Consider the following 23,545-nt stretch of genomic DNA (forward strand, 5'->3'; position numbering starts at 1 on the left):
GCCGAGCCACTGGCCGCGGCAATATAATGATTTTCGTTATCATTGAAATGTCAGATTATTAAGGAGTTAAGCTATGGCTGTAACTAAGCTGGTTCTGGTGCGTCACGGCGAAAGCCAGTGGAACAACGAAAACCGCTTCACCGGTTGGTATGATGTTGATTTGTCAGACAAAGGCCGTACCGAAGCAAAAGCAGCAGGCAAGCTGTTGAAAGATGAAGGTTTCTCCTTTGACTTTGCTTACACCTCCGTACTGAAGCGTGCAATCCACACCCTGTGGAACATTCTGGACGAACTGGATCAGGCTTGGCTGCCGACGGAGAAATCCTGGAAGCTGAACGAGCGTCACTACGGTGCGCTGCAGGGTCTGAACAAGGCTGAAACCGCAGAAAAATACGGTGATGAGCAGGTTAAGCAATGGCGTCGCGGTTTTGCCGTCACCCCACCAGAGCTGACCAAAGATGACGAGCGTTACCCGGGCCACGACCCACGTTACTCTGCGCTGACCGAAAAAGAGCTGCCACTGACTGAAAGCCTGGCCCTGACTATCGATCGCGTGATCCCATACTGGGACGAAGAAATTCTGCCACGTATCAAAAGCGGTGAGCGCGTTATCGTTGCGGCACACGGTAACTCCCTGCGTGCACTGGTGAAATACCTGGATAACCTGAGCGAAGACGAGATCCTCGAACTGAACATCCCAACCGGCGTGCCGTTGGTGTATGAGTTTGACGAGAACTTCAAGCCGATCAAACGTTACTATCTGGGCAATGCCGACGAGATCGCTGCTAAAGCGGCCGCCGTGGCAAACCAGGGTAAAGCGAAGTAATTTTCGCCCGTTGATCTAAAAAGCCCCCGGTTTTGGCCGGGGGCTTTTTTTATGGCGCAAAGCGAGCTTTATTTGGCGCGTCGTGCTTTCACGGCTTGCGCGAGTTCGCGCAGTACCGTCTCGGTATCCGCCCAGCCGATGCAAGCATCGGTGACGCTTTTGCCGTAAACCAGCGGCTCGCCGCTTTCCAGGTTCTGATTACCTTCCACCAGATGGCTTTCGATCATCACACCCATGATCGCCTTTTCACCCCCGGCGATCTGCCCACAAACGTCGGCATTCACGTCCAACTGCTTCTTGAACTGCTTGCTGCTATTCGCATGGCTGAAATCGATCATCACCTGTGCAGGCAGACCCGCTTTGACCAGGCCTTCTTTGACTTCTTTCACATGTGAAGCACTGTAGTTCGGTTCTTTACCGCCACGCAAAATGATGTGGCAATCGCCGTTACCGCTGGTATTCACAATCGCCGAATGGCCCCACTTGGTGACTGACAGGAAACAGTGCGGTGCGCTGGCAGCATTGATGGCGTCAATCGCGACCTTGATGGTGCCGTCAGTACCGTTCTTGAAGCCAACCGGGCAAGACAGGCCGGAAGACAGCTCGCGGTGTACCTGGGATTCTGTAGTGCGTGCGCCGATCGCGCCCCAGCTCATCAGATCCGCCAGATACTGCGGGGTGATCATGTCGAGGAATTCGCCAGCTGCCGGCAGACCGCTGTCGTTGATATCCAGCAACAGTTTGCGTGCCAGACGCAGACCGTCGTTGATCTGGAAGCTGTTATCCATTTGTGGATCGTTGATCAGGCCTTTCCAGCCCACGGTGGTGCGCGGTTTTTCAAAATAAACACGCATCACGACTTCCAGCTCGCCACTCAGCTCCTGACGCAGTGACAGCAAACGGCCCGCATATTCTTTGGCCGCTTTGGTATCGTGAATAGAGCAAGGACCGATGACAACCAGCAAGCGATCGTCACTACCACGAAGGATCTGATGAATAGCATTGCGTGCCTTGGACACCGTCTCTGCTGCGCGCTCAGTCGCCGGAAACTTTTCTAACAGGGCCACCGGTGGCAGGAGTTCCTTAATTTCTTTAATGCGTAAATCGTCGTTTTGGTAATTCATAACTTTTCCATTCGGTATCGAGAGGCGGTATTTCACAAAACGCATACCCTATGAATTTCAAGTTGCAGCTAGGCACCCAGTTCACTCATCCCCAGGCGCTTACTTAAGTAAGTCACTGAGGTGAGTGAGTGCAGGTAACAACGCTGCAACTTGAAAGGCGACGGGTATAGATCCCATCAATTTAGCCTGTGAGGGTAGCGCTGTAAATCACCTTTGCCGCCCGCAGAATGAACGGCCAAATTAACAGTAGATTGTGCTGTTTCATCAGGGGAGCGTAGTGGCTCCTTTTTCGTTATGCTAACAACCAGGATACAGTTACTCGAGCCAAACCATGCCCTCTCTGTTATTAGTTGATGACCACCCGGTGGTTCATGTCGCACTGGAAGCGGCGCTAATCAAATCGTCCCGCCCGTATCACCTGCAGGCGGTACAAGACGATGTCCAGGCGCTGAGCCAACTGGCCATTCGCGATTTTTCGTTGGTGATCCTCGATATTGGCCTGCCGCAGGTAGATGGCCTGCAGCTGTTGAAAAAAATCCGTCGTCGCTATCCACAGCAACCGGTCTTGATCTATACCGCACAGGAAGAAGACATTTATGCCCGTATGGCCTATGCAGCAGGTGCCAATGGGTTTGTCCATAAGGGCAGCCGACTCGAACAGCTGGTGCAAGCGATTGAAACTGTACTCGATGGTGCCCTGAGCTTTCCCGACACGGCAATGGCAGAAGAAACTCAGTCAGTGGAAGGGGCGCTGCTGACCCCAAAAGAGCTGCAGGTTCTCGGATTACTCAGCAAGGGACTGTCTAATCTGCAAATTGCCGACATGCTGAGCATCAGTAACAAAACCGTCAGCACCCACAAGAAGAATATTTTGCGCAAAACCGGTGCCAGCAACCTGCTGGAACTGGTAGCGGTATTTAAAGAGCTAACGCCATGATGCGTGGCGTTCTATTGTTGTTAGCCCTGCTGTTGTGTTTAGGTAAAACCGCGCAAGCGGGGCAACCGGTGCGCTACCAACTGGTCAGCAACCTGAGTATCCCTCCCGATATGCTGATCGCCAGTGAGAAAAACCCCTGGCGCGACGCCAGCCTGCGCATCGGGATCATCAGTGAAAACACCAGCCCCTATAACATCATTGTGGATGACGATTTGTACGGCCTGAACGCCGACTACCTCGGTTACATTCAGCAGGTCACAGGCATCCACTTTCAAATCTACGGCTTTACCGATCTGGCACGCCTTGAGCAGGCATTACATAACGGCACTATCGATCTGGTGTACGGCATTCCGCAAAACGAAGCGCTGCATAATCTGAAAGTCTCTCAGCCTTATTACGTCAGTAACTTACGTGTACTGCGAGATCGCAGTAATGACCGTCAGGTGATGCTCAATTCCGCCAATGCACGGGTGGCGATCAGTACCTTAACCGATATGCAGGCCGGTAACGCGTTGAAAGCGATCTCCCCTCACGTACAGCGTTATGACAATAACTTGCAGGCGGTATATGCCTTACTGAACGGCAGCAGCGACTACTTTATTGCTGACGAAGCCAGCGCCAGCTTTATTATTGACCAATTGCAGCTCGGGCAGCTTTATCAGATCGAAAGTACCGTTAATCTCGGGAATTTGTCGTTCGTCTTTGCCGCCGGCAACCCGCAACTGATAGACACTCTCAATATTGCCATCGCCGATACCCCGATGGAGTTTATGAATGCCATTCAAAGCCGCTGGAGCAAAAAAATCCCCAGCTATCTCGACACTGGCAACGCCGATCTGACCCAAATGGAAAAAAGTTGGGTGGGAACCCACCCTACCGTTTATTACGCCGCCATTGAGAATAACTTTCCGTTCGCCTACCGCGGTGCCGGTGGGCAGCCGCGCGGCTACGCAATCGACATTTTGAATATCATTGCGCAGAACACCGGGCTGCGCTTTATGCCGCTTTGGGCACGTAATGCCGAGGAGGCGGACCAACTGGTGCAATCCGGTCAGGCCAGTTTCCGAACGGCACTGCCATTAGCCCGTGGCGTTAAAGCGCGCTACAGCGCCAGCATGCCAATCCACCGCTCGCTGTGGGGGGTTTACATTGGCCAACACACCAACGGCATTTCCACCTGGAGCGATCTGGCCGGCAAGCGTATCGGGGTGTTGCAGGGGGACCTGGCTCAAGGGCTTGTTCCCCCCGATGAAGAGCTGATCCGTTTTACCGACAGCAAAACCCTGTATGACGCGTTGGCCAACGGCCAAATAGATGCGCTGGTAGATAATGTGATCTCAGCAAACTTTGTCGCCCTGTCACGCTATTCTGGTGCGATAAAACTGGCGTTTGCCGCCAATAACATTGCCTACCCAGTGGCCTTCGGTGTACGTCAGGATCAGCCGTTGCTGTTAGCTATCCTCGATAAAAATCTGATGCAGATCCCGTCAGAAACGCTGCAATCATTACGCGATGAATGGATTGTCGATCGCAGCAACTTGATTGATGCCGTGAACGAAAACCGTATGCAGCCACAAACTACCTGGCTTTTAGCGCTGCTGGCAGCAGCAATCTTGCTGTTGCTGGGGCTGACACTTCGCCGCTTTGTGCTTCAACGACGAGAAAAGCGCGAGCGTGAAGTGCTCGAGCAGGCACGCCGACATGCTGAAGCGGAAAATCGCATGAAAAGCAAATTTCTGGCTACCGTCAGCCATGAACTGCGCACGCCAATGCACGCTATTCTCGGCTTGCTGGAGCTGGAGCTAAAGCGCCAGCCAGCCCCTGAGGGATTACCGGTCATTTACAGCTCAGCGTCATCGTTACTCAACTTACTCAATGACTTGCAGGATCACGCAAGGTTGGAAACCGGCTCGCTGACATTAGTGCCCAAAGCTGTGACGCTGCGCCCCTGGATTGACCACATCAGCGCCCTGTATCAACCACTGATTGGCGAACGCCCGGTGAGATTCAGTGTGAATGCGGCCGACAACCTACCCACCGCCGTTCTTGTTGATGGTGAGCGTTTACTTCAGGTAGCTAACAATCTGATAAATAATGCGATTAAATTCACCCCCCGCGGCACTATTCAGGTGAATATCGATTGGCACGCGTCCGCCGCGCCTCAGGGGGACCTGTGCCTGACGGTGGCCGACAGCGGCTGTGGTATCGCCGCCGACGAGATAGACAAGCTGTTCCAACCCTTTTACCGCGCGCGCAGTGCACAGCGCGTATCCGTGCAGGGTACCGGGCTGGGTCTGTCTATCTGCAAGGAAATCGTCGAGCAAATGGGTGGCCATATTGCGCTACATTCACAACCCAGCGTGGGCACCCAGGTTTATGTTAGGGTGCCAGTGACTCCGATCGCGGCTGATCGGGCAACCCACCCGGCTGACAAACCGTTCAATTTACCGTCGCCAACCCTACGCGTGGCACTGATCGACGATCATCCCACCAATCTGTTGCTGATGGAGCGGCAATTACGCCACTTCGGGCTACGACCAACCCTGTTCGAACAGGGCTATACACTGCTGAAAGCCCACCGCCAGCATCCGTTTGACCTGCTGTTTATTGATTACAATATGCCGCGCCCGGACGGCCTGACACTGGCACGATTGATACGCCGGGACGAACAACGCCACCACCTTCCCGCCTGCCAAATTATTCTGTGCTCGGCAGATGTGCAGGAATTTACTCGCATCCCATCAGGACGGGTGGCGATCGATCGGTTTTTAACCAAACCTATTTCGCTGTCGGCTATCGCTCAAGTATTACCGCAGCAGCCGCAGGTGACAGAGCAACAGTTAGTCCTCACTGACCTACAACAGACTCTGATCGAGATGGCGGGTAATGATCACGCGATGCTCCAACGTCTGGCGACAACACTGCTGGCAACGTTACAGCAAGACCGACAACGGCTTGAAAAGGCGCTGCAGAGCCAAGATTTATCAGCATTGGGGCAAAGCGCACATCGTATTAAGGGCAGCCTGTTGATGCTGCAACTGCCGGCAGCAGCAAACCTGTGCCAGCACCTGGTAGAAAGTGGCCGTGAAGGAACATTAAATCAGGCCGCCTATACTGAATTAAGTGTGTTAGTGGAACAGATACTGATAGAACTGGCGGGTCTGGTCAGCACTGACAAGTCGTATTTCGCTATGCATAAGGATGAATAATGTCGGACGCCCCACATGTACACCAGCCAAAAGACAGTAATAGTAAACGCCTACTGACCGCTTTTTTAGTCACTGCGGTATTTATGGTCGCCGAAGTCGCCGGTGGGTTAATTTCCGGTTCACTGGCACTGCTGGCAGATGCCGGCCACATGCTCACCGACGCCGCAGCGCTGTTGGTCGCGCTAATGGCGGTGCACTTCTCGCAACGTAAACCCAATGCACGCCACACTTTTGGTTATCTGCGCCTGACCACTCTGGCGGCTTTCCTCAACGCAGCCGCGTTGCTGGTGATTGTTGTATTCATCCTGTGGGAGGCCATACGACGTTTCTTCGAACCACAGCCAGTGATGGGTACGCCAATGCTGATTATCGCCATAGCGGGGCTGCTGGCTAACCTGTTCGCCTTCTGGCTGCTACACCGTGGCAGTGAAGAGAAGAATATCAATGTACGCGCCGCTGCATTGCACGTGCTGGGGGATTTACTGGGATCCGTGGGTGCCATTGCGGCCGCCATTGTGATATTGACCACCGGCTGGACGCCAATCGACCCAATACTCTCGGTGTTGGTCTCCTGCCTGGTCATACGCAGCGCTTGGCGGCTGTTGAAAGAAAGCTTCCACGAGCTGTTGGAAGGTACACCGCAGGAGGTGGATATCAACAAGTTGCAAAAAGACCTGTGCCTGAATATTCCGGAAGTACGTAACATCCATCATGTGCACGTCTGGCAAATTGGTGAGCAGAAGCTCATGACACTGCATGCGCAGGTGATACCGCCAAACGATCACGATGGCCTGCTGTATCGCATCCAGGCTTACCTACTGGAGCACTACCGGATTGGCCATGTCACCATTCAGATGGAATACCGGCATTGTGATACGCCCGACTGCGGAATTAACCGCGCGCCCGAGCCAAGTGACCACTCACATTCCGGCTCACATTCTCACCTGGGGCATCATCACTAAAACACGTAGGGCACCTAATAAGGTGCCCTAACAATTTATATGTGGAAGATTATGAGGCGGAAGATAAAGGCCGCGATTGGTTACTGCTCGCGCTCTTGATCCATAGCCAAGAGCCGTTCAGCGCAATCAGCGTCAGAATCACGTATTCCAGCGCCATGGCATAAACTCCCTGGTAGGCGAAAATCGCTACGCTGATCACGTCGATCACCACCCACAACAGCCAGTTCTCCACGTATTTGCGGGTCATCAAAATCATCGCCACGATTGACAACACCATCATGGTTGAGTCCCAGAACGGGAAGGCATCCGGTTGCAACTGCGGCATTTGCACGCTCAGGCCCAAGCCCTGCATCACCGCGACCGCAATCTGCGTCAGCCCGGCAAACACAGGGTCAATATTGAACGTCATCAAGGCAATGCCGATAACACACACCGCAGCCCAGGCCAGCGCTTTCGGCAATGACAACCAACGGATTTTCAATTCAGCCTGGTTATCCTGAGTCTGACGGCTCCAGGCGTACCAACCGTAGATATTGGCAACAAAGAAGAAGAGCTGCAGCAGCAGGCTGGCGTAGAGCTGAATTTGGAAGAAGATCACCGCAAACAACGTCACGTTAATCAAACCAAACAGGTAGTTGATAATCTTCTCTTTGCTGGCATACCAAATGCACAGCAAACCGAACAGGGTGCCAATGGCCTCAATCCAAGAAAGATCGTAGCCTCCGGCCCCCAACGGAATATGCACCAAAATATTGCTGGTACTGAAAAAGCTCATTTTATCATCCTTATTAAGCGGTTAATCTGCCCTCAGGCGTTCCCTTTTACCTGCATTTTTAATTGCGCAGCGAAATCCAGCATCCGGTTCAGTGGGATCAGGGCCTTCTGGCGTAGCGAAGCGTCGACGTGTATCTCATGCGGTGCGCCACCTTGCTCCAACCCATCAGCGATGGCCTTCAGGCCATTCATCGCCATCCACGGACAGTGTGCGCAGCTTCGGCAAGTGGCGCCTTCACCGGCAGTAGGCGCTTCGAATAATTCTTTGTCCGGACAGGCTTGTTGCATCTTATAGAAAATACCGCGGTCGGTGGCGACAATCAGCTGCGGATTAGGCAGCGTTTGTGCCGCCTGAATCAATTGGCTGGTTGAACCCACCGCATCTGCCAGATCAACCACTGCCTGAGGCGACTCTGGATGCACCAGTATCGCTGCGTCTGGGTACAAGGCCTTCATACGCATCAAGGCCTGGGTTTTAAACTCGTCATGGACGATACAAGCGCCCTGCCAGCAAAGAACATCGGCACCCGTCTGCTTTTGCACATAGTTACCCAGATGGCGATCCGGTGCCCAGATGATTTTTTCACCCAGGCTGTCGAGATGCTCAATTAATTCAACAGCAATACTGGACGTCACGACCCAGTCGGCACGTGCTTTTACCGCCGCGGAGGTATTAGCGTAGACCACCACGGTACGATCCGGATGGCTATCACAAAAGGCATTGAACTCTTCTTCCGGGCAGCCAAGATCCAATGAGCATTCCGCATGTAACGTCGGCATCAGCACCTGCTTTTCCGGGCTGAGGATCTTGGCGGTTTCCCCCATAAAACGGACGCCGGCAACCAGCAGAGTCGACGCCGGGTGATTGCTGCCGAATCGTGCCATCTCCAGCGAATCCGCCACGCAGCCGCCCGTTTCTTCAGCCAACGCCTGGATTTCCGGATCGGTATAATAATGGGCTACCATCACCGCATTACGTTGCTTGAGCAGCGTTTTAATTTTCTCGCGATAAAATGCCTTCTGCGCAACATCCAGCGGCACGGGTTTAGGCGGGAACGGATACACCGCCGCGTTCACATCAAACATTTCACTCATCGCTACAATCTCTGTGCTAGGCTGGGTGTCTGCTGCAAGGGTACTCCCCCTACCACAACCTATTCGTTTTATATACTAAACAAAATACCTAAAATCGCGCGAAAAGTCCGCTGATATTTTTGCGTTTACGCTAATTGTGTTTAATACATTAAAAATGTTGGGATAATGAAGTTCAAAAGAGGGCCGTGCGGGGGTCTAAAAGGGATTAATCAGCTCAAAGGGGCGGGATTGATTCAGCCTTTGGCCTCACCCTTCGGGCAACGCTGCGCGTTGTCGTATCGCTGCGCGATGCTCGAACCTGAACGCAGGTTACTCGTCTCTTTCAGAGACTCGCCCTTCGGGCCAGCGCAAGCGCTGTTCAAAAGCGTATATGCTTTTGTCTCACCACAGGATTCGTGCGTTATGCGATATTCGAGTTTGGGAAAAGTGCTGAAGTACTTTGAGAAATGGTGGGTCGAGCGGGATTGATTCGGCCGTTGGCCTCACCCTTCGGGCAACGCTACGCGTTGTCGTATCGCTGCGCGATGCTCGAACCTGAACGCAGGGTCTCACCCACACGATTCGTGCGTTATGCGATATTCGAGTTTGGGAAAAGTGCTGAAGTACTTTGAGAAATGGTGGGTCGTGCGGGATTCGAACCTGCGACCAATTGATTAAAAGTCAACTGCTCTACCAACTGAGCTAACGACCCACTGATGTGGTTTACTGCTGAACCGCGCAAGCAGGAGAAGGACTCGCTGCAATAATGGTGGGCCGTGCGGGATTCGAACCTGCGACCAATTGATTAAAAGTCAACTGCTCTACCAACTGAGCTAACGGCCCACTGACGTGGTTTACTGCTGAACAACCAATACAGACGCTAAGACTGTATTGCGGAAAAACGATGCGGGGTGGGGGACAATTCGAAAAACTCGATTTGGACCTTCTGTTTCACATCTCTACCAATCTGAAAATGGTGGGCCGTGCGGGATTCGAACCTGCGACCAATTGATTAAAAGTCAACTGCTCTACCAACTGAGCTAACGGCCCACAGCAGTGGTGGGTGATGACGGGCTCGAACCGCCGACCCCCTCCGTGTAAAGGAGATGCTCTACCAACTGAGCTAATCACCCACTAGTGTGGTTACTGCTACTACTTCAGAAATTGGTGGGTCGTGCGGGATTCGAACCTGCGACCAATTGATTAAAAGTCAACTGCTCTACCAACTGAGCTAACGACCCAATTTCCTTGCTGCTTTAACATCTTGCAAGATGTCTTGGCAACGGCGGCATATATTACTAATTTATCTTGGCAGCGCAACTTAAATTTTCGAACAAGTGGTTCAACTGCTTGTTCTTCACACGAATGAGCCCAGAAATCGGTCAAATCGACTAACTTCTGGGCTCATTTTTTTTGCTTGCTAACCGGCGACGCGACTTTTCGCCTGTTTGGCCGCAGCACTGGTTGGGTATTGTTTAATCACCTGCTGGAACACGGCTTTGGCTTTATCAGCCTGCCCTTTTTCCTGCATGATGATACCCACCTTGTACATTGCGTCCGGTGCCTTTGGTGATTTTCCGTAATTCTTCACCACGACCGCGTAATAGTAGGCCGCATCATCTTTCTTACCCTTGTTGTAAAACAACTGGCCCAGCCAATAGTTGGCATTAGGCTGGTAAGTCGATTTTGGGTACTGTTTTACGAAGGTCTGAAAAGCGGAAATTGCCTGGTCATACTGCTTTTTTTCCAGCGCCAATGAAACAGCGGCATTGTAGTCACTGTTTTCATCGCCCGAGCTGGCGGATGCTGCAGCTGTAGCGCCCGCAGACGCGCTCTCAGCGCCATCGGAAGATGCAGCCGCTGCTGCCCCACCCGCGGCACCTGCTGCGGCAGCAGAGCCCTGAGCGCCGCCCTGGCTGATGCTATCCATTTGTTGATAGATCTGCTTTTGGCGTTCAACAACCTGATTCAGTTGATATTGGTTTTCCTGGATTTGCCCGCGGAGAGAGTCAATATCACGCTGGTTGTCAGAGAGTTGTTGCTGGAGTTGGTTTAAAAGCTGGCCCTGAGCATTGCTGATGCGCTCAAGTGAGGTGACACGGTCTTCGACCGAGCCGGAGCCGACATTACTGATTGGCGCTTGGGCAGTAGCGGCCCATGGGACCGCTACGCCAACCAGTAACGACAGACTCAACAAGTGACGTCTGAAGTTACTGTTCATGCGATTCTCTTAGTAAACCAGAACTGCACGACGGTTTTTAGCATAAGCCGCTTCGTCGTGGCCCAGTACTGCTGGTTTTTCTTTACCGTAAGAAACGATAGAGATCTGGTCAGCAGAAACGCCTTTACCTTGCAGGTACATTTTCACTGAGTTAGCACGACGCTCACCCAGGGCAATGTTGTATTCCGGCGTGCCGCGCTCATCCGCATGACCTTCTACGGTCACTTTGTAAGACGGGTTGTTACGCAGGAATGCAGCGTGCGCGTCCAGCATCTGAGCGAACTCAGAGCTCACGTCATACTTGTCCAGGCCGAAGTAAACAATGTTGTTCTTCTGCAGTTCTTGCATCTGCAGACGAGCTTGTTCTTCAGAAGACAGGTTGCTGCTGCCATTTTCTGTACCAGTGCCAGCGCCCATACCAGATTGGTCGTTGTTTGCGCTTTTGTTAGAACTACAAGCCGCTACAGCCAGAACTGGCAGTGCCAGCAGAAGCCCTTTCAGCACTTTGTTCAGTTGCATTTCTTTAATCCTTTTATAGTTTGCCATACATATTTACACATGCATCACAGATACGGCGACCAGGCAGGGAATTTGACCTGTCCATCAGTTGCCGGAAGACGCGCTTTGAAACGCCCATCAGTCGATACCAGTTGCAACACGGAGCCCATACCTTGCGTGGAGCTATAGATCACCATGGTGCCATTTGGCGCAATACTAGGCGTTTCGTCCAGGAAGGTGCCGGTTAAAACTTGAACGGCGCCCGATCCGAGATCTTGTTTGGCGATATGCTGAGCACCATTGTTGGAGCTCACCATCACCAGGAATTTACCATCAGAGCTGACTTCAGAATCCTGGTTCTGAGAGCCTTCCCATGTCAGACGCTGTGACGCACCGCCACTGGCACTGACTTTATAAATCTGTGGCCGGCCGCCCTGATCGGAGGTATAAGCCAGAGACTGGCCATCCGGGAACCAGGTCGGTTCGGTATTGTTGCTGCGCCCGTCGGTGATTTGGGTGATTTGGCCAGAGCCAAGGTTCATCACGTACAGGTTCAGGCTGCCGCTTTTAGACAGCGCAAAAGCCAGTCGGCTGCCGTCCGGTGAGAACGCAGGTGCACCGTTGTGACGCGGGAACGAAGCGATCTGACGGATAGCACCGTTAGCCAGCGTCTGCACAACCAACGCTGAACGGCCGCTCTCAAAGGTCACGTACGCCAGCTTGCTGCCGTCCGGCGACCAGGCTGGGGACATCAGTGGTTCCGGTGAACGGTGTACCACAAACTGGTTGTAGCCGTCGTAATCCGCGACGCGCAGCTCGTACGGGAATTTCCCGCCGTTGGTCTGCACCACGTAAGCGATACGGGTACGGAATGCACCTTTAATACCGGTCAACTTCTCAAACACTTCGTCACTGGCGGTGTGAGCAGAATAACGCAACCATTGCTTGGTCACTTTATACTGGTTCTGCGCCAGAACGGTGCCAGGTGAACCCGAGGTGTCCACCAGTTGATAAGAGATCAGGTAGCCGCCGTCTGCACCAGGTTGCACCTGGCCGACCACGACCGCGTCAATGCCCAATGCAGTCCATGCCGCCGGCGTCACTTCAGACGCGGTGGTAGGTTGCTGCGGCATACGCGCCACGTCAATTGGGTTGAATTTGCCGCTGTTGCGCAGGTCTGCGCCGACAATCTTGCCAATATCTTCTGGAGGCGTGCCTGGGCCCGCCCATTTAAACGGCACCACACCAATAGGACGAGCAGAGTCGACCCCTTGGGTGATTTCAATGCGAACTTCCGCGTGAAGAACGGACGCCCACAGAATCAAAAAACCTAACGCTACTCGAAATGCCTGCTTCATCTCATCTCCCTTATCCAGGCGGGATGCCTGCGATAAATTAGCAGAATTTTAACAAACCAACGCAAACAAAACTACATAATCCCTGTTGGTTACCTTAGTACATCCCTGCGATATGACTTAGCTAAAACAACCATTATTGTGGCTTAAACGTAAGGGGAGCATTCTTAAACACCTCATAAACTGCCTGACTTGGCGGTTTCGGGATCTTCGCCTGTTTCGCAGCAGCTATTGCCGCCTGACACAGTGCTGGATCACCCCCTTCAGATTTAACATCAATCAACAGGCCGTCCGGTGCCAATTTGATCCGCAGGTCACACTTACGTCCTTTATACAAGTCTGCGTCGTAAAACTTGCTTTGAATGGCCGAAGTAATCTGCCCCAAATAGCCGTTGATTTCAGCACCACTGGCACCCGCAGTCTTGGCATTGCCTTGACCCGCCGGTTTGCCGTCACCCTTCTGCTTGCCGCCGCCTTTCGGCGCGTTTTTGCCGTCCGCCAGACCACCGAACAAATCGTCAACTTCTGATGACTGTGCAGCGGCTGCAGCAGCTTTCTTCTTGGCATCTGCGGCTTTCTTGGCTGCGGCTTTCTCAGCAGCAGCCTTTTCGGCAGCAGCGGCTTTTTTCTCAGCTTCTGCGGCCGCTTTTTTCTCAGCCTTCTCGGCTTCTGCCGCCGCTTTCTTCTCGGCGTCAGCAGCAGCCTTTTTCTCCGCGGCTTCGGCAGCTTTTTGTTCTGCAACCTCAGCAGCAGCTTTCTTCGCCTCTTCCGCCTGTTTCTTGGCGGCTGCGGCAGCAGCGGCTTCTTTCTTGGCTTCAGACTCGGCTTTCTTCTGTGCGTCCGCCTGCGCTTTAGCGACTTTATCCGCTTCAGCCTTGGCCTTCGCAGCGGCCGCTTCCGCTACTTTCTGTTGTTCTTTGGCTTTCGCCGCAGCGTTCTCGGCCACTTTTTGCTGTTCAGCCGCCTGCTTTTGTTGCTCTGCGGCCTGCTTTTGCTGTTCAGCCTGCGCTTTGGCGTCCTGGGCCGCTTTTTCCTGCGCGCTCAAACGCTCTTTTTCCAGCTCTTTCAGGCGCTGCTGTTCCGCCGCCTGCTTCTGCTGAAGTTCTTCGGCCTGCTGTTCCGCTTTTTTCTGGCGCTGCTTTTCAGCACGCTGCGCGTCGTTACTCTGCTGTTGTTGGCGGTTGTACTGCTCCACCACTGCCCCGGGATCGACCATCACTGCACCGACGACCGAACCGTCGCCGCCACCGCCGGCACTCATTTCGACGTTTTCTTGCAGCGATCCCCAAATCAGCAGGGCAATCAATACAAAGTGCAGAACGACCGAAACAATAACGGCGCGGTTCAGCTTATCGTTTTGCTCAGTTGCCTTTACCAAAATAGATTCCCAAAAACTGGCGTTGCTTATACGGGGTTCCTGCGCCGCAGCACAGGAACCGGGTTGCCACTGACCTCAGGGTCAGATCGGCTGGGTCATCAGCCCTACAGAAGTGACGCCCGCCTGATGGAGAATATTCAATGCCTTGATAATCTCATCATACGGAACTTCCTTTGCCCCACCGATCAAAAAGACCGTTTTAGGGTTAGCCGCTAAACGCGACTTGGCTTCGGCAGCAACCTGCTCCGGCGGCAATAGCTCCATGCGATCGTGATCTACCACTAACGTGTATTGACCCACACCGGAAACCTCAAGGATTACCGGCGGGTTATCGCTACTGGACACCGCTTTAGAATCGGTGGCGTCTGGCAGATCAACCTCAACACTCTGCGTGATAATCGGCGCCGTTGCCATAAAGATCAGCAACAGCACCAGCAACACGTCGAGCAACGGAACTATGTTAATTTCGGACTTCAGCTCGCGCCGATTACGTCCACGAACTCTCGCCATGCTACCTCCTACTTATTTGCTGTCGCTGGAGAAGGCCTGACGATGCAGAATAGCGGTGAACTCTTCCATAAAGTTGTCGTAATTCTGCTCAAGCTTGTTGACGCGCTGGTTGAGGCGGTTATAGGCCATAACAGCCGGAATAGCGGCGAACAAACCGATAGCCGTTGCGATCAGTGCTTCAGCGATACCCGGCGCTACCATTTGCAGCGTGGCCTGTTTAACCGCACCCAGTGCGATAAAGGCATGCATAATCCCCCACACGGTGCCGAACAGGCCGATATACGGACTGATCGAACCTACGGTGCCAAGGAAAGGAATGTGGGTTTCCAGCGTTTCCAGTTCGCGGTTCATCGAGATACGCATCGCACGCGACGCCCCTTCGATCACCGATTCCGGCGCATGGTTATTAGCACGATGTAAACGCGCGAACTCTTTGAAACCAGAGTGGAAAATTTGTTCGGAACCCGTCAGGCTATCGCGACGTGCCTGGCTTTCCTGATACAAACGGGAAAGCTCAATACCGGACCAGAATTTGTCTTCAAAGGCTTCGGCGTCACGCGTAGCCGCATTCAAAATGCGGGTGCGCTGAATGATGATCGCCCAGGAGGCCACTGAGAAGCATATCAAAATCAACATGATAAGCTTAACCAGCAGGCTTGCCTTCAAGAATAAATCTAGGATGTTCATCTCATTCACTGCTTAAACTCCGCGACAATAGACTTAGGAAGCGCTATCGGCTTCATTTGGTGTGGATCAATGCATGCAATCAACACATCGGCCTGACTCAAAAGAGTTCCGTCAGAATTGACAATACGTTGAGCAAACGTAAGAGAAGCCCCGCGCATCGAGGTGATTTCACTCTGAACTTCCAGCTGGTCATCAAGACGTGCGGGAAGCAGATAATCTACCGTCATGCGCCGGACAGCGAAGGCGACATTTTCACTGAGCAGCTGCTGTTGATGAAAGTTATGATGACGCAGCATCTCAGTGCGCGCTCTTTCAAAAAAAGCCACATAGCGGGCGTGATAGACCACACCACTGGCATCGGTATCTTCGTAGTAAACGCGAACCGGCCATCGAAACAACGTATTACTCACTCTACTTCCCAGCAATGCAATTTAACGGTGCTACTATACGCAAGACAGATCGGGTTGGGAATGGGTTACAAGATGGGAACGAAAATAATTATGGGCCGCGATGGCCCATAACTTGGGGGTATAGCGGAGATTATAAAGAAACGTAAAGTAATCCTGCGGCCAGGATCACAATTGCCGGAAGTGGCGCAAAAAAAGCACGCCACAAAGTGCGTTGCGGTCGGAACCCGACGCCATGAACCACCCCGGCGCACACTGCCCAAATAAGCAGCAGGCCTTCCCAAATCTCCAGCGAGCTGGTCTTCGCCGCAAAGCGGGTCGGATCCCAGAAAATACAGCCCGCCAAAATCAACGCCAGCACCAGTGAAAGGGCCCTGATAGGGCCCTTATCAGTGATAGCGTACAGCTTGTCAGTCAATGACGAACTCATTACTTACCGTCTTGCTGTGCTTTTGAATCTTCGTGATGCTCAAGCGCCAGCGCCGTGATGATGCCGAAGGCACAGGCAAGAAGCGTTCCGAGAATCCAGGCAAAATACCACATGGTTTAGCTCCCTATCCTTAATACAGCGAATGCTTGTTGTTCTCGACGAAGTTTTTGTCGAGACGGCCGAACATTTTGTAGTACGACCAGCTGGTGTACCCCAGAACGATAGGCACGAAGATCGCCGCGACAACGGTCATCACTTCCAGCGTCAACAGGCTGGAGGTGGCATCCCACATCGTCAGGCTGATGTTAGGCACCGTGCTTGATGGCATCACGAACGGGAACATAGTCACCCCGGCGGTCAGGATCACACAGGCAATGGTCAATGACGACGTCACGAACGCCAGCGCGTCTTTCGACAAGCGAGAGAACAGAACCGTGAACAACGGCAGCACCACACCCAAGGCAGGCAGTGCCCACAGCAGCGGGTACTTGTTGAAGTTGATCAACCAGGCACCGGCCTGATGAGCCACTTCTTTGCGCATCGGGTTAGACTCTGCCATGGTGTCCAGCGCCGAGGTAATCACATAACCATCGATGCCTTTTACCAGCCAAATGCCGCCTAACAGGAAGAATACCGCCATCACCAGCGTGGAGATCTGCGCCGCAGCGCGAGCACGCAGGTGAATCTCACCGGTTGTACGCATCTGCAGGTAAGTTGCCCCCTGCGTCACCAGCATGGTCAGACTGATCACACCCGCCAACAGGCCAAACGGATTCAGCAGTTGGAAGAAGTTGCCGGTGTAGAACAGACGCATGTATTCGTCCATGTGGAAAGGTACGCCCTGTAGCAGGTTACCGAATGCCACGCCGAACACCACCGCCGGCACGAAGCTGCCGATGAAGATGCCCCAGTCCCACATGTTACGCCAGCGGCTGCTTTCCAGCTTCGAACGGTAGTCAAAACCGACCGGGCGGAAGAACAAGGCAGACAGCACCAGGATCATAGCAACATAGAAACCGGAGAACGCCGCTGCATAGACCATTGGCCAGGCAGCAAACAACGCACCACCAGCAGTGATCAGCCACACCTGGTTACCGTCCCAGTGCGGTGCGATGGAGTTGATCATCACACGGCGCTCAGTATCGGTTTTACCGATAATGCGCACCAGGATGCCGACACCCATGTCGAAACCGTCGGTGACGGCGAAACCGATCAGCAATACGCCAATCAGGACCCACCAGATAAATCGCAGTACTTCATAATCAAACATACGTGGACTCCTGTTTAGCGCGCTTCCTGCACGGCGGCAGTCGGTTGTTCAAAGTGGTAGCGGCCAGTTTTCAGGCTGCTTGGACCCAGACGTGCAAATTTGAACATCAGGTACATTTCAGCCACCAGGAACAGGGTGTACAAGCCGCAAATCAGCCCCATCGAGAACAGAATGTCGCCCGCAGTCAGTGAAGAGTTCGCAACCGCAGTCGGTAGCACCTCACCAATTGCCCAAGGCTGACGACCGTATTCAGCCACGAACCAGCCGGCTTCGATCGCAATCCAAGGTAATGGCAAGCCATACAGCGCCGCACGGTGCAGCCACTTCTTCTGGCCAATGCGGCCGCGAAGGACGCTCCAGAACGACAGACCGATGATCAACAGCATCAGCACGCCACAGGCCACCATGATACGGAAGGCGAAGTACAGTGGTGCTACGCGTGGAATGGAGTCTTTGGTTGCCTGTTGGATCTGCGTTTCCGTCGCGTCGGTGACGTTCTGGGTATAACGCTTCAGCAGTAAACCGTAACCCAAATCCTGTTTGGCCTTATTGAACTCAGCACGTACTGCCGGGTCGGTATTGCCGCTGCGCAGCTCTTCCAGCAGCTGGTAGGCTTTCATACCGTTGCGGATACGGACTTCATGCTGCGCCATCAGATCTTTCAGGCCGGTGACCTGGGTATCTGTTGAGCGGGTGGCAATCAGGCCAAGCGCATAAGGAATTTGGATAGAGTAGGAGTTTTCCATTTTATCCTGATTCGGAATACCGAACAGGGTAAAGGAAGCCGGAGCCGGTTGAGTGTCCCACTCGGCTTCAATGGCAGCCAGTTTGGTTTTCTGCACGTCGCCCATTTCGTAACCGGATTCATCACCCAGTACGATAACAGACAGCACGGCAGCCATGCCGAAGCTGGCAGCAATAGCGAAAGAGCGCTTGGCAAAGGCAGTATCACGGCCTTTCAGCAGGTAGTAAGAACTGATACCCAGAACGAACATCGCGCCACAGGTATAGCCGGCAGCCACGGTGTGTACAAACTTCACTTGCGCAACGGGGTTGAGTACCAGTTCGGAGAAGCTGAGCATCTCCATACGCATGGTTTCGAAGTTGAAATCCGAGGCAATTGGGTTCTGCATCCAACCGTTGGCAACCAGGATCCACAGCGCAGAGAAGTTTGAGCCTAATGCAACGAGCCAGGTAACGGCCATGTGCTGCACCTTGCCCAGACGATCCCAGCCGAAGAAGAACAGGCCAACCAGCGTCGATTCAAGGAAGAACGCCATCAGACCTTCGATGGCCAGAGGGGCACCGAAAATATCACCGACGTAATGTGAGAAATATGACCAGTTAGTCCCGAACTGGAACTCCATGGTCAAACCGGTGGCCACACCCAGAGCAAAGTTAATTGCAAATAACTTGCCCCAGAATTTGGTCATATCTTTATAGATTTGCTTGCCTGACAGTACATATACCGTTTCCATAATTGCCAGCAAAAACGCCATACCTAGCGTTAATGGGACAAATAAGAAATGGTACATCGCCGTTAAAGCAAACTGTAAGCGCGACAGTTCGACAATATCAAACATCTTGACTCCTTGCTCCTCGCAGGAAGACTCCGACATGCGGTTATCGATATGACTTCGGGTGAAGCTACCGGTAACGCCCCGCAGTGAATGCCCTTAAACACAACAAAAATTTGATCCAGCTTCTCCGCTTTCAACCATGCATTCGACGCAGGCCACACCGGCCAATGTACTAAACACACCACTGAAAACCGACAACGGGTAACAAATGCAACAAGATCAACCATCCATTTTCATCATGGATGATACTCGCCCAATCCCACACAATAAATAGGTTTTTACGTGATATGGGTTAGACTTTTGGTTACAGGTCAAATTCTGGCCTAAAGAGGTATTCAGACGTAATTTGATCTGAAACAATTTAAGCCTATCTGCATTTTATTTCCAGATTCAGCTCACAATTTCTCATAATTATCTTGTGGTTATGTTACACAATGGTTTCGTAGTCTATCTACGTGCCTTTTGTGTTAAATAGATGTGATATTTAATGGTTATTTGTATTTAAATCGAAGTTGGCCTGTGACTAATGTTAGCTTTTATTAACCTACTCTCAGGACAAGCTTAGCTTATTTTTTTGCTCTGATAATTTCTGGCAATAAAAAAGAAAACTTATTGATTGAAACAGTCAGCATATACACCCGCCGCCTATCCTCTTTTCGCCACGAAATGGCTCTCCAAAGGTGCCTGACGCCCGATACACGGGATATAGGTTAACGCTCCCGCCTAGGGCAGGCAAAAAAAAACAGGGCCAGACAAAAAGTCTGGCCCTGCTTAAATATGGGCTACTGTAGCCGGTTAATTAGCGATTCAGAACCGCTTTTACTGCCTCACCGATATCAGCCAGGCTGCGTACGGTTTTAACCCCTGCCGCTTCCAGCGCCGCAAATTTCTCGTCTGCAGTGCCTTTACCGCCGGCAATGATGGCACCAGCATGGCCCATACGCTTGCCTTTAGGCGCGGTAACACCCGCGATATAGCCAACCACTGGCTTGGTCACGTGGTCTTTGATGTAAGCGGCGGCTTCTTCTTCCGCGCTGCCACCGATCTCACCGATCATCACGATCGCTTCGGTCTGCGGATCTTCCTGGAACAGCTTGAGGATATCGATGAAGTTGGAGCCCGGGATCGGGTCACCACCGATGCCCACACAGGTAGACTGACCCAGACCGGTATCCGTGGTTTGTTTCACCGCTTCATAGGTCAGGGTACCAGAGCGGGAAACGATACCCACTTTACCCGGCAGGTGGATGTGGCCAGGCATGATGCCGATTTTGCACTCGCCTGGGGTGATAACACCTGGGCAGTTAGGGCCGATCATGCGCACGCCGGCTTCGTCCAGCTTCACTTTCACGGTCAGCATATCCAGCGTTGGGATACCTTCGGTGATGGTGATGATCAGTTTGATACCTGCATCTATAGCTTCCAGAATGGAATCTTTGCAGAATGGCGCCGGTACGTAGATCACGGACGCTGTTGCGCCAGTCGCTTCTACGGCTTCACGCACAGTGTTAAATACAGGCAGGCCCAGGTGCTGAGTGCCACCTTTGCCCGGCGTAACGCCGCCGACCATTTTGGTGCCGTAAGCGATAGCTTGCTCAGAGTGGAAAGTCCCCTGGCTACCGGTGAAGCCCTGGCAAATTACTTTGGTGTTCTTATCGATTAAAATGGACATTATTTGCTCCCCACTGCCGCAACAACTTGCTGAGCCGCATCAGTCAGGCTGGTCGCAGCAATGATATTCAGACCGCTGTCCGCCAGTTTCTTGGCGCCCAGCTCGGCGTTATTCCCTTCCAGACGCACAACCACCGGGACGTTAACGCCCACTTCGGCTACAGCGCCAATGATACCGTCGGCGATCAGGTCGCAACGCACGATACCACCGAAAATGTTAACCAGAACGGCTTTCACCTTGTCGTCAGACAGGATGATTTTGAATGCTTCGGTCACGCGCTCTTTGGTTGCACCGCCGCCCACATCGAGGAAGTTAGCAGGTTCGCCGCCGTGCAGTTTAACGATGTCCATGGTACCCATCGCCAGGCCTGCGCCGTTAACCATGCAACCGATGTTGCCGTCGAGAGCAACGTAGTTCAGCTCCCACTGAGCCGCACGGGATTCACGCTCATCTTCCTGAGAAAGGTCACGCATTTCACGCAGCTCTGGCTGACGGAACAATGCGTTGCCGTCGGCGCCCAGTTTACCGTCCAGGCAGATCAGATCGCCCTGCTTGGTGACGACCAACGGGTTGATCTCAACCATGGCCAGGTCACGCTCCAGGAACAAGGTCGCCAGACCCATGAAGATCTTGGCGAACTGGCCAACTTGCTTGCCAGTCAGGCCCAGTTTGAAGGCCAACTCACGACCCTGGTAAGGCTGCGGGCCTGCCAATGGATCGATGGTCATTTTGTGGATCAGTTCCGGCGTTTCTTCCGCAACTTTCTCGATCTCAACGCCACCTTCGGTGGAGGCCATAAACACCACGCGACGGCTTGCACGGTCTACTACCGCACCCAGGTACAGCTCTTTATCGATATCGGTCGCGGCTTCTACCAGGATCTGGTGAACCGGCTGACCCAGCGCGTCAGTCTGGTAAGTCACCAGACGTTTGCCCAGCCAGGCTTCAGCAAAAGCACGGATATCTTCTTTGCTGTTTACGACTTTAACGCCGCCAGCTTTACCGCGGCCGCCAGCATGAACCTGACATTTAACCACCCACGGGCCGGAGCCGATTTTGGATGCGGCTTCTTCCGCTTCACGCGGTGTGGTACAGGCATAACCGGTTGGTGCCGGCATACCATACCGAGCAAACAGCTGTTTTGCCTGATATTCGTGTAAATTCATGATGTTCTATCCATTCAGTTCTGAAGGTTTTAGCCGAGCCATTTTGGCGGAAAACCGCATGACTTTAATCGGCCACATAGCACAGAGTGTGGACGCGGCGTCCCCGTCATACTTGAAGCTGCATCTTTGTTGGCTGCCTTCTCTCACCCCAGTCACATAGTTCGCTATGTTCCTGGGGATTCGTTCCGTTGCCGCCGAGATACAACTTCAATTATTTAAGGTCGCGCGCCCATCAGGGTTACTAAACGTCCAGCAGCAGACGAGCCGGATCTTCCAGCATCTCTTTGACCGTCACCAGGTAACCCACGGATTCTTTACCGTCGATCAGGCGGTGGTCATAGGACAGTGCCAGATACATCATTGGCTGAATCACAACCTGGCCTTTAACCGCCATTGGGCGATCTTTAATGGCGTGCATGCCCAAGATGGCGCTTTGCGGTGGGTTGATGATCGGGGTAGACATCAGTGAACCGAATACGCCGCCGTTGGTAATGGTGAAGTTACCGCCCGTCAGCTCTTCCACGGTCAATTTGCCATCACGGCCTTTGACTGCCAGTTCTTTGATTTTCTTCTCGATGTCCGCCATGCTCATGCTGTCTACATCGCGCAGAACTGGGGTCACCAGGCCACGTGGGGTAGATACTGCAATGCTGATATCGAAATAGTTGTGGTACACCACGTCGGTGCCGTCGATAGACGCATTCACTTCAGGGAAGCGTTTCAACGCTTCAACCACGGCCTTGATGTAGAAGGACATGAAGCCCAGACGTACACCGTGACGTTTTTCGAAGGCTTCGCCGTACTGCTTGCGCATGTCCATGATCGGCTGCATGTTGATTTCGTTGAAGGTCGTCAGCATCGCAGTGCTGTTCTTCGCTTCCAACAGGCGCTCGGCTACGCGCTTGCGCAGACGGGTCATAGGTACACGCTTCTCGCTGCGACCGCTCAGAGCAGGCTGCGGAGCGGCCTCAACGGCAGCTGGCTTATCGCCTTTCTTGCCGTTAGCCAGGTGTGCTTCCACATCTTCGCGGGTGATACGGCCACCCACACCGCTACCTTTGATGGCAGCAGCATCAAGATCGTGCTCGGCAATCAGACGGCGGATCGCCGGGCTGAGTGCGTCGTTGCTTTCTTCTTCCAGGCTGGCGGTTGCGCGCTGAGCTGGAGTGGCTTCTTTAGCCTGGCTCTTCTCTTCGGTCGGCTTGCCTGAACTGTTGCCCGGGCGAATACGGCCGAGGATCTGGCGAGAAAGCACGGTTGCACCCTCTTCTTCCACGATCGCATCGAGGATCCCTGCTTCGCTGGCCGGTACTTCCAGCACAACTTTATCAGTTTCGATTTCAACCAGAACTTCGTCACGCTGGACGCTGTCACCTGGTTTCTTGTGCCAGGTGGCTACGGTCGCATCTGCAACCGATTCAGGAAGGTCAGGAACCAGAATATCTACGCTACTCATTTGCTTTCC

The 23,545-nt window shown here is 53.1% G+C and carries 21 protein-coding genes, 5 tRNA genes and 1 other RNA gene; 4 read left to right on the forward strand and 23 right to left on the reverse strand.

What is annotated here, in order from left to right; translation table 11 throughout:
* Positions 1–73: 73 nt before the first annotated feature.
* Positions 74–826 carry a 2,3-diphosphoglycerate-dependent phosphoglycerate mutase gene (gene gpmA / locus ACI2J2_RS11640; RefSeq protein ID WP_004941818.1) on the forward strand — a complete coding sequence of 251 codons (753 nt, stop codon included), beginning with the start codon at positions 74–76 and terminating at the stop codon, positions 824–826.
* A gap of 68 nt (positions 827–894) precedes the next feature.
* Here the strand turns inward: gpmA and aroG are convergent, their stop codons facing one another.
* On the reverse strand, positions 895–1,950 hold the full coding sequence (aroG, locus tag ACI2J2_RS11645) for a 3-deoxy-7-phosphoheptulonate synthase AroG (protein WP_209636226.1): 1,056 nt from the start codon (positions 1,948–1,950) through the stop codon (positions 895–897).
* A gap of 331 nt (positions 1,951–2,281) precedes the next feature.
* Between aroG and ACI2J2_RS11650 the strand changes: the two genes are divergently transcribed.
* Genes ACI2J2_RS11650 through zitB form a run of 3 tightly spaced genes read left to right on the forward strand, consistent with a single transcriptional unit; the run spans position 2,282 to position 7,058 of the window.
* Complete coding sequence (locus ACI2J2_RS11650) at positions 2,282–2,887, forward strand: response regulator transcription factor (protein ID WP_209636228.1); 606 nt, start codon at positions 2,282–2,284, stop codon at positions 2,885–2,887.
* Complete coding sequence (locus tag ACI2J2_RS11655) at positions 2,884–6,096, forward strand: ATP-binding protein (RefSeq protein ID WP_404760146.1); 3,213 nt, start codon at positions 2,884–2,886, stop codon at positions 6,094–6,096. The genes ACI2J2_RS11650 and ACI2J2_RS11655 overlap by 4 nt, the downstream gene beginning before the upstream one ends.
* The gene (gene zitB / locus ACI2J2_RS11660) at positions 6,096–7,058 is read left to right on the forward strand and encodes a CDF family zinc transporter ZitB (protein ID WP_209636232.1); all 963 of its coding nucleotides are present in this window, start codon (positions 6,096–6,098) and stop codon (positions 7,056–7,058) included. Before ACI2J2_RS11655 ends, zitB begins: the two co-directional genes overlap by 1 nt.
* A 49-nt stretch (positions 7,059–7,107) precedes the next feature.
* Here zitB and pnuC read toward each other — a convergent pair whose 3' ends face one another.
* From pnuC to odhB, 22 genes are all read right to left on the reverse strand, one after another.
* A complete protein-coding gene (pnuC, locus tag ACI2J2_RS11665) occupies positions 7,108–7,833 on the reverse strand; it encodes a nicotinamide riboside transporter PnuC (protein ID WP_404760147.1) in 726 nt (241 codons plus the stop codon).
* 32 nt (positions 7,834–7,865) lie between these two features.
* The gene (nadA, locus tag ACI2J2_RS11670; RefSeq protein WP_404760148.1) at positions 7,866–8,927 is read right to left on the reverse strand and encodes a quinolinate synthase NadA; all 1,062 of its coding nucleotides are present in this window, start codon (positions 8,925–8,927) and stop codon (positions 7,866–7,868) included.
* 447 nt (positions 8,928–9,374) lie between these two features.
* A non-coding RNA gene (locus ACI2J2_RS11675) (RtT sRNA) lies at positions 9,375–9,499 on the reverse strand.
* Positions 9,500–9,542: 43 nt separating this feature from the next.
* Positions 9,543–9,618: transfer RNA gene (locus ACI2J2_RS11680), tRNA-Lys, on the reverse strand.
* A gap of 55 nt (positions 9,619–9,673) precedes the next feature.
* Positions 9,674–9,749: transfer RNA gene (locus ACI2J2_RS11685), tRNA-Lys, on the reverse strand.
* Between the two features lie 131 nt (positions 9,750–9,880).
* Positions 9,881–9,956: transfer RNA gene (locus ACI2J2_RS11690), tRNA-Lys, on the reverse strand.
* A gap of 7 nt (positions 9,957–9,963) precedes the next feature.
* Positions 9,964–10,039, reverse strand: a tRNA-Val gene (locus ACI2J2_RS11695).
* A gap of 32 nt (positions 10,040–10,071) precedes the next feature.
* Positions 10,072–10,147, reverse strand: a tRNA-Lys gene (locus ACI2J2_RS11700).
* A 179-nt stretch (positions 10,148–10,326) separates the two neighbouring features.
* Complete coding sequence (cpoB, locus tag ACI2J2_RS11705) at positions 10,327–11,127, reverse strand: cell division protein CpoB (RefSeq protein WP_404760149.1); 801 nt, start codon at positions 11,125–11,127, stop codon at positions 10,327–10,329.
* 9 nt (positions 11,128–11,136) lie between these two features.
* Positions 11,137–11,646, reverse strand: a complete 510-nt coding sequence (gene pal / locus ACI2J2_RS11710; protein WP_037418161.1) for a peptidoglycan-associated lipoprotein Pal — start codon at positions 11,644–11,646, stop codon at positions 11,137–11,139.
* Positions 11,647–11,690: 44 nt separating this feature from the next.
* Positions 11,691–12,983: a Tol-Pal system beta propeller repeat protein TolB gene (tolB, locus tag ACI2J2_RS11715; protein ID WP_020825685.1), complete on the reverse strand. Its 1,293-nt coding sequence runs from the start codon at positions 12,981–12,983 to the stop codon at positions 11,691–11,693.
* A 133-nt stretch (positions 12,984–13,116) separates the two neighbouring features.
* The gene (tolA, locus tag ACI2J2_RS11720; protein WP_404760150.1) at positions 13,117–14,358 is read right to left on the reverse strand and encodes a cell envelope integrity protein TolA; all 1,242 of its coding nucleotides are present in this window, start codon (positions 14,356–14,358) and stop codon (positions 13,117–13,119) included.
* Positions 14,359–14,439: 81 nt separating this feature from the next.
* Positions 14,440–14,868: a colicin uptake protein TolR gene (gene tolR, locus ACI2J2_RS11725; RefSeq protein WP_037418155.1), complete on the reverse strand. Its 429-nt coding sequence runs from the start codon at positions 14,866–14,868 to the stop codon at positions 14,440–14,442.
* Positions 14,869–14,880: 12 nt separating this feature from the next.
* On the reverse strand, positions 14,881–15,564 hold the full coding sequence (tolQ, locus tag ACI2J2_RS11730; RefSeq protein ID WP_209636248.1) for a Tol-Pal system protein TolQ: 684 nt from the start codon (positions 15,562–15,564) through the stop codon (positions 14,881–14,883).
* On the reverse strand, positions 15,561–15,965 hold the full coding sequence (gene ybgC / locus ACI2J2_RS11735) for a tol-pal system-associated acyl-CoA thioesterase (protein WP_012005710.1): 405 nt from the start codon (positions 15,963–15,965) through the stop codon (positions 15,561–15,563). The genes tolQ and ybgC overlap by 4 nt, the downstream gene beginning before the upstream one ends.
* Positions 15,966–16,095: 130 nt before the next feature.
* A complete protein-coding gene (ybgE, locus tag ACI2J2_RS11740; protein WP_265554335.1) occupies positions 16,096–16,392 on the reverse strand; it encodes a cyd operon protein YbgE in 297 nt (98 codons plus the stop codon).
* Complete coding sequence (gene cydX, locus ACI2J2_RS11745; protein WP_004949761.1) at positions 16,392–16,505, reverse strand: cytochrome bd-I oxidase subunit CydX; 114 nt, start codon at positions 16,503–16,505, stop codon at positions 16,392–16,394. Before cydX ends, ybgE begins: the two co-directional genes overlap by 1 nt.
* Positions 16,506–16,522: 17 nt before the next feature.
* Complete coding sequence (gene cydB / locus ACI2J2_RS11750) at positions 16,523–17,662, reverse strand: cytochrome d ubiquinol oxidase subunit II (RefSeq protein WP_404760151.1); 1,140 nt, start codon at positions 17,660–17,662, stop codon at positions 16,523–16,525.
* A gap of 14 nt (positions 17,663–17,676) precedes the next feature.
* Positions 17,677–19,245 carry a cytochrome ubiquinol oxidase subunit I gene (gene cydA / locus ACI2J2_RS11755; RefSeq protein WP_209636254.1) on the reverse strand — a complete coding sequence of 523 codons (1,569 nt, stop codon included), beginning with the start codon at positions 19,243–19,245 and terminating at the stop codon, positions 17,677–17,679.
* Positions 19,246–20,041: 796 nt separating this feature from the next.
* Positions 20,042–20,914: a succinate--CoA ligase subunit alpha gene (gene sucD / locus ACI2J2_RS11760; RefSeq protein WP_209636256.1), complete on the reverse strand. Its 873-nt coding sequence runs from the start codon at positions 20,912–20,914 to the stop codon at positions 20,042–20,044.
* A complete protein-coding gene (sucC, locus tag ACI2J2_RS11765) occupies positions 20,914–22,080 on the reverse strand; it encodes an ADP-forming succinate--CoA ligase subunit beta (RefSeq protein ID WP_012005704.1) in 1,167 nt (388 codons plus the stop codon). Before sucC ends, sucD begins: the two co-directional genes overlap by 1 nt.
* Positions 22,081–22,321: 241 nt before the next feature.
* Positions 22,322–23,536, reverse strand: a complete 1,215-nt coding sequence (gene odhB, locus ACI2J2_RS11770) for a 2-oxoglutarate dehydrogenase complex dihydrolipoyllysine-residue succinyltransferase (protein ID WP_209636258.1) — start codon at positions 23,534–23,536, stop codon at positions 22,322–22,324.
* Positions 23,537–23,545 lie beyond the last annotated feature (9 nt).

It is taken from the genome of Serratia sp. NPDC087055 (assembly GCF_044900985.1).
Classification (GTDB): Bacteria; Pseudomonadota; Gammaproteobacteria; order Enterobacterales; family Enterobacteriaceae; genus Serratia.

Bases quoted from the DNA above. Each gene is read 5' to 3' on its own strand.
- gpmA (WP_004941818.1), top strand. From the start codon at position 74: ATGGCTGTAACTAAGCTGGTTCTGGTGCGTCACGGCGAAAGCCAGTGG.
- aroG (WP_209636226.1), bottom strand. From the start codon at position 1,950: ATGAATTACCAAAACGACGATTTACGCATTAAAGAAATTAAGGAACTC.
- ACI2J2_RS11650 (WP_209636228.1), top strand. From the start codon at position 2,282: ATGCCCTCTCTGTTATTAGTTGATGACCACCCGGTGGTTCATGTCGCA.
- ACI2J2_RS11655 (WP_404760146.1), top strand. From the start codon at position 2,884: ATGATGCGTGGCGTTCTATTGTTGTTAGCCCTGCTGTTGTGTTTAGGT.
- zitB (WP_209636232.1), top strand. From the start codon at position 6,096: ATGTCGGACGCCCCACATGTACACCAGCCAAAAGACAGTAATAGTAAA.
- pnuC (WP_404760147.1), bottom strand. From the start codon at position 7,833: ATGAGCTTTTTCAGTACCAGCAATATTTTGGTGCATATTCCGTTGGGG.
- nadA (WP_404760148.1), bottom strand. From the start codon at position 8,927: ATGAGTGAAATGTTTGATGTGAACGCGGCGGTGTATCCGTTCCCGCCT.
- cpoB (WP_404760149.1), bottom strand. From the start codon at position 11,127: ATGAACAGTAACTTCAGACGTCACTTGTTGAGTCTGTCGTTACTGGTT.
- pal (WP_037418161.1), bottom strand. From the start codon at position 11,646: ATGCAACTGAACAAAGTGCTGAAAGGGCTTCTGCTGGCACTGCCAGTT.
- tolB (WP_020825685.1), bottom strand. From the start codon at position 12,983: ATGAAGCAGGCATTTCGAGTAGCGTTAGGTTTTTTGATTCTGTGGGCG.
- tolR (WP_037418155.1), bottom strand. From the start codon at position 14,868: ATGGCGAGAGTTCGTGGACGTAATCGGCGCGAGCTGAAGTCCGAAATT.
- ybgE (WP_265554335.1), bottom strand. From the start codon at position 16,392: ATGAGTTCGTCATTGACTGACAAGCTGTACGCTATCACTGATAAGGGC.
- cydX (WP_004949761.1), bottom strand. From the start codon at position 16,505: ATGTGGTATTTTGCCTGGATTCTCGGAACGCTTCTTGCCTGTGCCTTC.
- cydB (WP_404760151.1), bottom strand. From the start codon at position 17,662: ATGTTTGATTATGAAGTACTGCGATTTATCTGGTGGGTCCTGATTGGC.
- cydA (WP_209636254.1), bottom strand. From the start codon at position 19,245: ATGTTTGATATTGTCGAACTGTCGCGCTTACAGTTTGCTTTAACGGCG.
- sucD (WP_209636256.1), bottom strand. From the start codon at position 20,914: ATGTCCATTTTAATCGATAAGAACACCAAAGTAATTTGCCAGGGCTTC.
- sucC (WP_012005704.1), bottom strand. From the start codon at position 22,080: ATGAATTTACACGAATATCAGGCAAAACAGCTGTTTGCTCGGTATGGT.
- odhB (WP_209636258.1), bottom strand. From the start codon at position 23,536: ATGAGTAGCGTAGATATTCTGGTTCCTGACCTTCCTGAATCGGTTGCA.